We start from the raw sequence: 11,334 nt of genomic DNA, 5'->3' as shown, positions 1-11,334 counted from the left end.
TTGCTGTACTTTCCTTTCTTTACGTGCAATACTCTTGTGTCAAAATTGATGTCGTCAATATTTATATTAATTCCTTCGCTTCTTCGCAATCCACAACCGTAATAGATGGTTAATAATACTTTGTCCTGGTAGTTTAGTGCTTCTTGTTTTTGGGTTTGGCATTCTTGATTTTCTACTATGCCGTATAATTCTTTTACTTCTTCTTGGGTCAAAATCTCTCTTTCTAATGTTTGTATTTTTAGTCTTTTTAAATTGACTTCGGGCAGGTTTCGTGTGCCTTTGTGGTGCAGGAACTCGAAGAACTTTTCTAACGCCCAAAAATGATGATTGATGTAGTTGGTGCTTAATGCTCCTCCTTGCTTTTGATTGGTTCTACTGATTAGATAACTGTAATAATCTTTTATATGCTGGTGATTTAACTGATTGATTTGGTTTACGTTGTTTTGTTCTAAATAATATAAAAACTCTCTCACAGCCGTTGGCAGACTATAAACCGTTGCTTGTACAAAACCCAAGATGTCTAACCATTCTTTAAACGCATTTTCCAGATAATTATAACTTGCCTGTTTCAGTAGTAACTTTTTCATAATCAATTTATATTTTTTTTAGTCCTCTTATCTGTTTTTGTGGTTTAGTGGTTCGGCTCTGCTTTTTGCTTTGTGGATTTGGTTTTAAGTGGTTTTATTATAGTGTGGTTCGGTTGTGGTTCGGTGGTTCGGTTCTCTATTGTTGTAATTACTCTGTTTAGTACTGTTTCTATTTCCTGCTCCAGGTTTTGATATTCTTTGCTGTCGGTTATTTGATAGCTGTAAGTTTGGGTTTCTTTATCGTGCAACTTTTTAACTACTCCTGTATCTATCCAATTATTTAAGTAACGTTGTGCTGTAGTCTTTGCAATTTTTAGATTTTTGCGTAAGGTTTGATTGGCAAAGGTTTCACTTTGATTTTTTAAGGTATTTTTAAAATTTTCTAATTGGTTTCTGCTGTGTCCTGTGAGTATATCGGACTTTCTTATAATCACTTCTTTGATTAATTCATTGGCATTTTTTATATCTTCAATGGTAGTTTCTATGTATTCTTCGCCTGTTTGTTCATCATATTTAATTGGTCTTTGGTGTTGATGATAATAGGTTATAAGTTCAATAAATTGCAGATAGTGTGCGTTTGTTCTTCTTGGTTTTAATACTTCTTTTGGCAGTTCTACCATTTGTGCATACGGATTGATTACCTTGATTGATTTTAGTAAATATTGAGAGTTTTGTAATAATTGTTTGGCTTTGATTTGTTCTTCGATGTTGATTTTATTAGCGCTAACTAATTTTTGATAGTTCATAATTTTATCGTCTTGGGCTGTGCTTTCGTCCAGATAAATTAAAAAACTTCTGTTGGCATTGTCTTCGTAAACACTTTCTTTGGTCGTGCAACCTGATACGCATACGGGACCTTCAACAGTTATACTGGTGGTTTTGGTTTCGCCTTTGGTATTTTTAAAAGCGATTGTTTTACTGATTTTCTTTTTGCTTTGTAATTCTCTAATTGGGTACAATGCACTTTCTGCTCCGTCTAAATCTTCTATTAAAATAAGTTTGTGTTTGAGTTCCTGCTGACCGAAGTAATAAAAGGCGTTTTCTGACAAAGTGGTAATTTCTGTTTTTTCCTCGTCTGGTATTAGATTGCCTATACTTTCTTGAAGGTGTGTTTTTCCTGTTCCGCTACTGCCTAGACTGATTATGTGTAGTGGCTGTTCCCGTTTTCGACTGCTAAAGATTAAATACATTATCAAGCGGTTGGTTTCTTCCCCGATAATCCCGCTTTGTCCGATTAGCTCGTTTGTTATGGTTAATAAATTTTCAGATTGCAAAAGTTGTACTGCTTCGCTTTTTTCTTTTTCTGTAAGTTGTTTGGTTTGTGGTTTTTGGTCGGTGTTTTCTAATTGTTCTAACCTGTATTTTTCTAATGCTTCTATGAGTTCGTTGATGCTGGCTTCGATTACAGAAGTTCCGATTTCGAGTTTAGTGGCTGTTTTTCTGATTAGTTTTTCAACTTGTGTATCATTGTAGAGATCTAAATTGTGACGTACCGCCAAGCTGTCTGCTTCTGTTCCCTGTATTTTAACCGTTACCCGCATTCTGTCTAATCCGTCCAGCCTAATACCGCCTAATACGGCTATTTTAATGAGTTTATTGGTGTACTCTAATTGATTTGGGTTTTGGGTGTTTAGATTGTTCATAACTTATAGAATTTCACTTATTAGTTACAAACGTAATCAATAAATGATATTAAATGCAAATTTATTCGTTTGCTTTTTTATCTTTAAGTAATGTATATTTGCATATTCTCTTATTTTTAAAGGATTATTATTACTTATAGATTATGAAAACAGGAAGCTTAATAACGCAATTACGTAAAGAAAAAGGGTTGTCTCGGGATGATTTGGGGGCTATTGTCGGTACTTCTGGGGCAGTAATTGGAAGATATGAACGTGAAGAGATTACACCCTCTGTTGAGATTGCTAATAAAATTGCACAAGCACTTGGAGTTTCTTTGGATTATTTGGTAGGTAATAATTCGGTAATGGTAAAAGACAAAAAAATTGTCGAACGTATTGAAGATATTGCCAGTATGCCTGATAGTGAACAAAAACAAATTTTTAGTGTGATTGATGCATTAATTAGAGATTATAAAGCCAAAAAAGCTTATTCATAAAAAAACAAAAACCACTTCGTAATAAAGTGGTTTCTTTGTTTTAACCGCGTTGAAAACGCTACGTTTTGTTTTTTAATTTAAGTAGGTACTCGATGCAATCGAGCACCAGATGGGAATGGAATGGCTCTTCTATTTATTCGTTTTTGCTTGTATTCAATAGCGGGACGCTAGAACCAGCTGTTTTTTCTTAATTATTAATCAGTATAAATTTAGTTTTAGTTTTAAATACAGTTATCATATCATCTAAACCTTCTATATCAACATAATATTCTCTACGGAATAAGTGTTTCCATCTATTTAACCCAAACTTTTTCTTGGTTGTATTGCCAAAAATCCTATTATCGTAATAAATATTTATGTAATTTGATTTTTTATAATAATAAAAAGGAAAGACAATAGTGTGATTATCTATCAAAACCAATAAAGGTATTCCTTTAGATTTTACAGTATCTTTTATTACTATTGTATCATTTTTACTAGGCAATAAGTATGCTTTATTTTCTTTTCCTATAATATAACACTTAAGTCCATCTATAGGTTTACTGTTTTTATAAAACAAGATTTTAAATTTTAAATTATCCTCTTGTGAAACGGCATTAAGGCCTATTAATAAAGTAAAGATAATCATCATCTTTTTTATCATAATTATTTTAATTTTTTAAAAGATTCATAACTTATCGAAAATGTAGTAGTTGAGCTATTGTAGAAATTCACAGTTTTTCCACCTCTTGTATCAACTTGTATTGCTGTAGCATTATATCCTTGTGAAGATAAAGTTCCCTGATAGCCCATGTCGCCAGTTGAACCTGAAGGACCTGGTTTCGCTGAATATGTAACAGGTTCATTAGTTACTGGGTCAGTACTCGTTATTTCGCCACTAGTATGAACGTGCCAATAATCCAATAATCCAGAAGCAGAAGGTTTAGTTACACCTCCAAAAGGACTAATTGATGCATTATTTGTACCAGTTTTTTTAATTCCTGGAGTCCAAGCCTTTGTTTCAACCTTGCCATTTGCGTCCTTTTGAGTATTACCTCCTTCTTCGTGTAGTCCAGCATCATTAGCTCCAGTAGAAGTATCTTTTTCTTCTGCATCAACAGAAGCAACAACACCATCAACAGTGGCTTTACCGCCATTTAATGTAACTTTATCAGTATTTGATAAATCAATAGCGGTATCTCCTTTTTCTGTTTTATTTTCTATCTCTCTTGATTGACTATTATTAGTGACTATGTGTATCTTTCCATCATTTTTCCCATCATCTCCAATTTGATGAAAACTTCCAAATAATCCAGTTTTCCCATATATAGGGTCTACCGCTGTCATTCCATCAGGGTCAATAAAGAAAACAGGATTGTTCAGAGCATAGACATAGGGAGAAAACCTTCTGGAGATTTCAGCCAGCGGGTCAATAGACAGCCACAACTGCACACTTTTAGCCTCGCCCGAGGCTTCACTTTTCGGTAAGAACGTTCATCTTCATTGTCTTGCGCGAAGTAAAAGTAATTGTTTTCAGTTGAAAAAAAAAGTAAGATTGGATTTGCTAATTTTTATTTTCAATTGAAAAAAAAAAGAGAGTGTTTTTTTATCGATGAACCAACCAAAAAAGCCAAAATCTCTAAATTAAAAAACCAATTCGGCTGATTAGCTTTAATCGTGCGCTCGATTTTTTTGGAAGGATGCCAAAACGTAAACGTTGTTTTTTAGATAAATTTCCCTGGCATTCTTCCAAAAAAATGAGCATAGCCCTGTGGCGATTGAACTATGCGGTTCTACAATAAACACCCCAAGTGAAGCAAAAAAAGCGGTGCTTGCAAGGAGCGTTTTTTGCTGAACGGGTGGCGGTGTTGCGGTCACTGACAGCCACCCTGGACCGAGAGCCCCTTTTTCGGGGGCGTAGGGACAGGAGCGTGTAACGGCAACCGAACAAGTAAAGCGTCAGCGGAACAAATCTATAAAATCAGCGTTAGCGTTCCTATTGAGGTTGATGGCTGGCGGTCGAGCAACCGCCAAAACATAAGGGGCGACAGACGCAAATACGGCTGAATGAAGTGCAGCGTAGTTTACGAAGCAAAACGCAATGAAGCGGTATTGTGGATGTAGTAGCCCCGACGAACGCAGGAAGCGACCGTGTGGAGATGAGGGCGAGGAAGCGTAGTAACTGCCTGCTCTTTTTCAGAGCTGGCAGGTGCTATGCTGACGAGTGGACTGTGGAACGGAGGCTTTTTCAGCCGACTGGAACAGCCGAACGGAACAAAGGAAGCGACCAGAGGGAGACCGCTTTATTGCTCTGCTGTTTAGATTCGGATTTTCCTTTTAAACCTAAATTTATTTGATTGGATGATATTGATTTACCGCATTTTGCAAAGCTTCCAATTCTGTTTGTTTGTATTGAACCGTTGTCGATGCTCTTCGATGACCAGAAAAAACTTGTACAATTCTCGTGTCATTTTCCTTTTTCAAAAGATTGGCGATTACACTTTGTCTTATCCGCATTGGCTGTAATTTCTCGCTTGATTTTCGGTGTTCATTTATCATTTTGCTGATTGTATGAGGATTTACTTTTTCGCCATATTGACCTAAAATAAAGTAACTTATAACTGGATTCTCTTTATTAAAAAACAATAATTCTTTTCGTTCTTTTTCTAAATAATTGTAAAATAAAAGGATCTGTTTGGCTTGTAATGGAAGTGTTCTTTTTTGCTGATGATGTCCTTTTTTAATTTGGATTTCGCACGTCTCTAAATCTATGTTTCCAACTTCTAAATCACTGATTTCCGATACGGTCAAAGCTTGATAAATAAGTAAAGTTATAATCACTTCGTTTCGTCTTTTCAGTCGTTCTTTTCGCTTTATTTTAAAGGTTTTTAAGAAGTTTTCCAACGTTTCTGAACTGTATAAATTATCGACTTGGATTTGTTTGTTTATCTTGTCTTTTAAAAATAATTCACTGCAGGGATGGTCTTTTCTTTTGCCAATTTCCAGTAAATAATTGAAGTAAATTTTAACTCCGTACAAACAATGCCTTAAAGTTTTTGGGTGTAAATCGCAGTTTTTCCGCAAGTAGGCAATGTAGTTTAAAATGTCTGTGTAGGTGGCGGTTTCGGCTTTGTTTTGGTAATAATCCGTAAATCTTTTTATGTTGTAAAGATTTGATGCTAAAGTGCTTTTGCTATACTTTTTCTGTAAATATTCTTCAAGTTTCATCTTTGTATTTCATTGATTTGGTTTTGATTAATATGAGTATAAATTTCTGTTGATTCAATATGACTGTGACCTAAAAAAGTTTGGACTTGTTCGATTTTCATTCCGTTTTCTAAAAGATGTGTGGCGATAGAATGCCGTAAACTATGGATTCCAATTTTATTAAGTTCTTCAGTAGAAAATCTTTGGCCAAACTTCGTTTTGCCAATCAATGTTTTTAGAGTACTATTAAATGTCCATTCCTGCATTCTTTGTCCTTTTGAGTTCAGGAAAATAGCTTTGTTTTTATTTTCTTCCTGGCTTTCTAAATAGTTTTGTAATTCTTCTGCAACCTTTGTATTTATTGGGATAATTCGTCTTTTACTGTTTTTTCCTTTTTGAACTATTAATAAATTTTCAGTAAATCTAATATCTTCTTTATTGATTAAACTCAACTCTCCAACTCGCAGGCCACAACCGTAGGCAATATTTAAAATCGCTTTTTCCTGCTCGTTTGATGCTTTGTATAATTCTTGGATTTCGTTTTGAGTAAAAATAATCCGTTCTACTTTTTCGTTCGGATAACTAAACTTTAAGTGAGAAGCCGGACTAATTTTTATTGTTCCAATTTCCAGTAAATAGCCTAAATATTGTTGCAGGTTTCGCATATGGTCGTGTATGCTTTTTTGCTTGATATTTTGTCCGGTCCTGGTGCTTTTTCTTTGCAGTAAATAATTGTAATAGTTGGCGACTTCAACCGTTGTAACCTCTTGTAATTGATAGATTTGTAGTGCTTCTAACCAACTAAAAAACTCTTTTAAGTATAAATATCTTGCTTGACAAGTTACTTTATTTAACCCTAAAATAAGTAAGTGATTTTTGTAATTTATGGCTTCTTCTATGTAGATTTCATTATAAATTTTGTGTCTGCTTGGTCTTCCCATCTTATGACCTTTTTAGTTGTATGATGCTTTTGCTTACTCAATATTTTGGGTTTAGGGTCGCTAGACTATTTTTGTGTCAAAAACCTATATTTAGCAATACTTCCCGAAGTTTTCTAGTGAACCACTAGCGACCCACAGCGACCCACATTATTTTGTTTCCTGTCGTAATTGGTCAATTTGTTCACGCTTTATTATTGTTTTTTTTGTGTTCACGAATCGAAGTTTTCTTTATCGGATTTTTTTTAGTTCTTCGATTTGTAACATTAAAAAATCTTTGATTTCTGCTCTTAATTTTTGGTGATTGTCCCAATAATCAACCACATATTTTAATCCTTTATTAGAAAAACCTCCTTTGTATTTAATGTATTCCAGTTCCAGTAAACTATTGATAAACCGCTGTAATTGGGTTTTGCTGATGTTCATTTCTTGGCGGATTTCTCTTTGTGTAAACTCGGTGTCTTTTGCTTTGGTGTATTTTTTTAGTCTCTCAAAAAACTGTCTTAAACTTCCGTCCAGTTCATCGACTTTTAAAACTATTGATTCGAATAATATTTCTGTGGCTTGTTCAATATCTTCAATCTTTGTTATCAATTTTCCGTCCGCTGTCTGTTCTCTTTGGTATTGATTTAAAAAGGTAACTTGCTTAATTACGGCTTGATACATTTCATTTAATCGTCTTATTTTATGGACTTTATCGGGTAATTGTAGTTTGGTAGCATAAGGATTTACGACTTCATAATATTTTAAGCTTCTTACTATTTGTTGGATAAAAGCAACTACGATCTGTTTTTCTTTTGGGTCGATTTCTCCCGCATTTCGTTTGTTTTGGTGCGTAATTATTCTTTGGGTTTGTTCTTTGCTTTCATCGACTGCAATCAAAAAACTACGGCTCATATTATCCTCGTAAGTCTCGCCTTTGGTTGTTGCCGATAAACTGGAGAACTGTCCTTTTACTTCTTTTCGAGTGGATTTATTATTTCCCTTTTTGTCTTTCATTGATACTGAACTACTCAAAAACTGATTGCTTATAAGTTCCCGAAGTGCATACAAAGCTTCTTCTTTCAAGCCGTCTAAATCTTCAATAATTATGATTTTTCTAAACAAATCGAACTCTCCCCAATTATATAAACTGCTTTCTGTGATCCTGGTAAATCGAAGCACGTCTTCCCCTGGCATTAAGTCCGCAATCGAGCCAATAATATGAGTTTTTCCGCTACCGCTAGAACCTTGTACAATCCCGTGAATAGGGCTTTTGTTCATATAACTGATGATAATTAAGAACAATAACAATCGGCTATTTTCTTCGCCAACGATACCCGATTTCCCTATTTCTGCATTCAATCTTTTTAATAGATCTTTCGCTTTCAAAAACTCAATAGCAGTTCCAAAATTTGGTTTTACTGCTTTTTGCTTCGCCTGTTCGCTATCGCTCGGGTCTTCAGTAGGTTTTTTGGTAGTGGTTTTGGTTGTTTTCTCTTCAATTGAAAAAGGTTCATTTGAAGATAAAAAGGATTTCCTTTTCTCTAAAAGCTCTGTAACTATTTCGGATTCGTGAAGTTGTAAGGTTTCGTTTATGTCTTTGTTTGGCAGTTCTAAAGTGGTTAATTTCAAGTTTGGATATTCATTTAAGAACATTGCTCCGTATTTAGTTACGGCTTCTTTTCCTGCATCATCGTTATCAAAACAAAAAATAATTTCTTCTAATTGTTGTAATTCTTTAATGGCATTTTGGATTTCTTCGTTTAGTCCGTTTGTTCCGTAACACGCTAAAACACTATGATTTTTTGTTATTTCATCGATTTGTAATAATGAACCTGCATCAATTATACTTTCGGTTAGGATTAGTTTTTTAGTTGCTGGATTTGGGTAATTTGGATAAAGTCCGGAACGGTTCTTCAGATAAAAATGTTTTGAATTTTCATTATTAATTGTTGATCTAAAATAAAAGCTAACGATTTGATTTTCTTTGTTCTTCAGGGGAAAAACAATTGATTTATTTCCAAAAACATTAAACGCTTTTTCGCCTGTTTTACTGATGATGTTTCTGTCCAAAAGCAATCCAACAGCCAGACAATTATTGATTAGGGTTTCGTCTCTTCGTGTGCCGTGGTGGAACTGACCGCCATTAAAACCGATGCTTAATTTTTCTAGATCTAAATTCCTGCCTTTGCAGTATTCTTTTGCTGGCGGACTATTGAAGATTCCTTTTCTAAAACTCTGGAACATCTTTTCTAGAAAAATACTTTTGTCTTCTGTGATGGTTACGGTTTCAACTTTTACAACACTTGGAACATTTGTAATTACCTGACCAATCATCGTTACGCATTTTAAAATCGCTTCTCGTTTGGTTAGCTTTTCATAATCCTGGACAAACTGGATAACATCGCCTTTTTTGTCACAAGCGTGGCATTTGTATTTATTTTGTGTTGGATTGACTTGTAAACTTGCTGTGTTGTCTTCGTGGAACGGACATAACAACATATTGTTTTTGTTGGGCGTTAAATTGTAATGCGCTAATACGGCTGACAGATTTAAGTTTTCTTTGATTTCTGATATGGTCATTACTGGCGTTTTTTCAGGGTTGGCTTTTCTGGAGTTTGGTCTTCTATAAGTTCTATTATTAACTGCTTTTCGCTTGTTAGGATTCTCACGGTATCGCCGGCTTTAAATCCTAATTCTTCGAGCCATATCCCATTCACACTTAACCACGGAACTGTTTTATAACCATAGGTTAATACTCTGTGTTTCGGCTGAAGCTTTACCTGTTTGTTATTTCTTATTGCCATAATTGCTGTGATTACCTTTGTTGAAAAGTTTTTTTGATACTTTTTTGTTATGCAATAATACATAATTGTTTTATTTAATAAAACCTTAATGTATTATATTTTTCAACAATGTTATAAACGGTTGTATTATTGCTTAAATTTGCTAATATTTAAGTATCAAACTAATACACATATCCATTATGACAACCATTAGTGAACGCATAAAACAACTTCGTACAGAAAACAACCTAACTCAATCTGAACTGGCAGAAAAAGTAGGTTTAACTTATGTACAAATTGGTCGATATGAAAAAGGAAAAAGCAATCCGTCATCCGATGTATTGCAAAAATTAGCTTCTGTATTGGGTACCAGCACCGATTATTTAATGAACGGTAAAACGGGGCAAGTAGAAGCGCAACTAACCGATATGGAACTTATAAAACAGTTTCAGGAAGTAGAAAAACTAAACCCTGACGAAAAACATCTTGTAAAAACTTTTCTTGATGCTTTCATAACAAAAAAGAAAATTCAGCAATTAGCTCAATAAAATATCACTTAAAAACATAGAAAACCCCGCAATCTGCGGGGTTTCTTTTTTTTATTCTAGATATTTAGTTAACACTTTTATTAAAGCTACTTTTAAACTATTTTCATCAGCTCGAATCATCTCTCTTTTTTTGATTAGTGGAAAAGAGATGAAAATTGTGTAGCCTATCTCATCCCTTTCTCCATCAAATTTTATTACAGCTATATCCCCATTTTTTTTAACTTGTTCAAAACAGTAAATCAAGTCTTCAATTGATAGATTATCTTTTTCTAATATTTCTTTTATAATTTTCATTTTTTATTTTATTAGCAATTTTGCAATTTGAGAAACATCTGATACCTGACCAGTTGCAACTTGAGTTGAGATATTTAACATTTTAGACTGACTTACAGTTCTTAAACCATTCTGATTAGCAAAAGATTTGAAAACAGCAACTGCAGTTCGCTTATTACCATCCATAAACATATGTCCTCCTGATATTGATCTAAAAATAGAAGCTCCTTGTTCTGCAGCTGTTTCATAATACATTGCGGAATTAATCGCAGAAGAAGGATTCCCGTTAAGTAATACTCCTCCACCATTTGTTGCTCTATTAAGTGTTATTATTTCTTCAGCAAAGGCAGCTTCACTAAATACCTTTACTCCTCTTCCTGAAAGACCTAATGGTAGTAATTGAGGCATTCCATCAGCTACACCTTTCATTACACTCAATTGAGTATAAGGACTACCTAAATTATCAGAATTATTAACAGTGTTTATTGCAAATTGCTGTTCATCATATTTTGCTTTATTTTCGGCTCTTTGTTCTGGTGTTGAATCGTCTTGACTTAACATCGGTCCTGTCTGTTGCTCTATTGGACCTACTGTTACAACATTTTGTTTTATAAAATTTTTAGAATTGTCTGCGTGACCCCAAGCTCCTCCAAAAAATCTACCGATAGCATCCCATCCTCTTCTAACTGCTCCGTGAGTACAATTTGGATCATCACACATCCCCGTTGGGTCGGTTCTGTTTATTGGATTATTTGAGCAAAAGTGATATGGATTTTTGTCTGGCGAGTGTTCCGCCAACGGGTCAATATTCATCCACCGTCCCAGTGCTGGGTCGTAGTTTCTTGCACCGTAGTCATATAGGTTTAAAGAAAGCTCATCTTGGAACTCTTTGGAGTTATATCGATACTTGTAACT

General features: G+C 34.4%; 12 protein-coding genes. 2 read left to right on the top strand and 10 right to left on the bottom strand.

Annotation, left to right across the window (positions count from 1 at the left end; all coding sequences use genetic code 11):
* Together FNW21_RS15615 and FNW21_RS15610 are read right to left on the bottom strand one after the other, a co-directional pair.
* Window positions 1-587, bottom strand: a 587-nt coding sequence (locus FNW21_RS15615) for a tyrosine-type recombinase/integrase (protein ID WP_144257684.1), incomplete at its 3' end; no start/stop codon positions are given.
* A gap of 44 nt (window positions 588-631) precedes the next feature.
* On the bottom strand, window positions 632-2,230 hold the full coding sequence (locus FNW21_RS15610; protein WP_144257683.1) for a hypothetical protein: 1,599 nt from the start codon (window positions 2,228-2,230) through the stop codon (window positions 632-634).
* Window positions 2,231-2,373: 143 nt separating this feature from the next.
* On the opposite strand from FNW21_RS15610, the gene FNW21_RS15605 reads away from it, so the two are divergent.
* Window positions 2,374-2,706, top strand: coding sequence for a helix-turn-helix domain-containing protein (locus FNW21_RS15605; protein ID WP_144257682.1), 333 nt, complete (start codon window positions 2,374-2,376; stop codon window positions 2,704-2,706).
* Window positions 2,707-2,893: 187 nt separating this feature from the next.
* Here the strand turns inward: FNW21_RS15605 and FNW21_RS15600 are convergent, their stop codons facing one another.
* The 6 genes from FNW21_RS15600 to FNW21_RS15575 all read right to left on the bottom strand — a co-directional run bounded on the left by FNW21_RS15600 (window position 2,894) and on the right by FNW21_RS15575 (window position 9,682).
* A complete protein-coding gene (locus FNW21_RS15600) occupies window positions 2,894-3,349 on the bottom strand; it encodes a hypothetical protein (RefSeq protein ID WP_185963950.1) in 456 nt (151 codons plus the stop codon).
* Window positions 3,350-3,351: 2 nt separating this feature from the next.
* A complete protein-coding gene (locus FNW21_RS15595; protein ID WP_144257680.1) occupies window positions 3,352-4,137 on the bottom strand; it encodes an RHS repeat-associated core domain-containing protein in 786 nt (261 codons plus the stop codon).
* Between the two features lie 897 nt (window positions 4,138-5,034).
* On the bottom strand, window positions 5,035-5,913 hold the full coding sequence (locus tag FNW21_RS15590) for a tyrosine-type recombinase/integrase (protein ID WP_144257679.1): 879 nt from the start codon (window positions 5,911-5,913) through the stop codon (window positions 5,035-5,037).
* Window positions 5,910-6,833, bottom strand: a complete 924-nt coding sequence (locus tag FNW21_RS15585; RefSeq protein ID WP_144257678.1) for a tyrosine-type recombinase/integrase — start codon at window positions 6,831-6,833, stop codon at window positions 5,910-5,912. Before FNW21_RS15585 ends, FNW21_RS15590 begins: the two co-directional genes overlap by 4 nt.
* 228 nt (window positions 6,834-7,061) lie before the next feature.
* Complete coding sequence (locus FNW21_RS15580) at window positions 7,062-9,395, bottom strand: CHC2 zinc finger domain-containing protein (protein WP_144257677.1); 2,334 nt, start codon at window positions 9,393-9,395, stop codon at window positions 7,062-7,064.
* Window positions 9,395-9,682 carry a SymE family type I addiction module toxin gene (locus FNW21_RS15575; RefSeq protein ID WP_144257676.1) on the bottom strand — a complete coding sequence of 96 codons (288 nt, stop codon included), beginning with the start codon at window positions 9,680-9,682 and terminating at the stop codon, window positions 9,395-9,397. The genes FNW21_RS15580 and FNW21_RS15575 overlap by 1 nt, the downstream gene beginning before the upstream one ends.
* Before the next feature lie 116 nt (window positions 9,683-9,798).
* On the opposite strand from FNW21_RS15575, the gene FNW21_RS15570 reads away from it, so the two are divergent.
* A complete protein-coding gene (locus FNW21_RS15570; protein WP_144257675.1) occupies window positions 9,799-10,146 on the top strand; it encodes a helix-turn-helix domain-containing protein in 348 nt (115 codons plus the stop codon).
* A 51-nt stretch (window positions 10,147-10,197) separates the two neighbouring features.
* Here the strand turns inward: FNW21_RS15570 and FNW21_RS15565 are convergent, their stop codons facing one another.
* Both FNW21_RS15565 and FNW21_RS15560 read right to left on the bottom strand, forming a co-directional pair.
* Window positions 10,198-10,440, bottom strand: a complete 243-nt coding sequence (locus FNW21_RS15565; RefSeq protein ID WP_144257674.1) for a hypothetical protein — start codon at window positions 10,438-10,440, stop codon at window positions 10,198-10,200.
* A 3-nt stretch (window positions 10,441-10,443) separates the two neighbouring features.
* The coding region (locus tag FNW21_RS15560) for an RHS repeat-associated core domain-containing protein (protein ID WP_317129309.1) at window positions 10,444-11,334 on the bottom strand (891 nt) is incomplete at its 5' end.

This window comes from Flavobacterium restrictum (genome assembly GCF_007097245.1).
GTDB lineage: Bacteria > Bacteroidota > Bacteroidia > Flavobacteriales > Flavobacteriaceae > Flavobacterium > Flavobacterium restrictum.
This window is presented reverse-complemented; position numbering and strand designations above follow the sequence as displayed.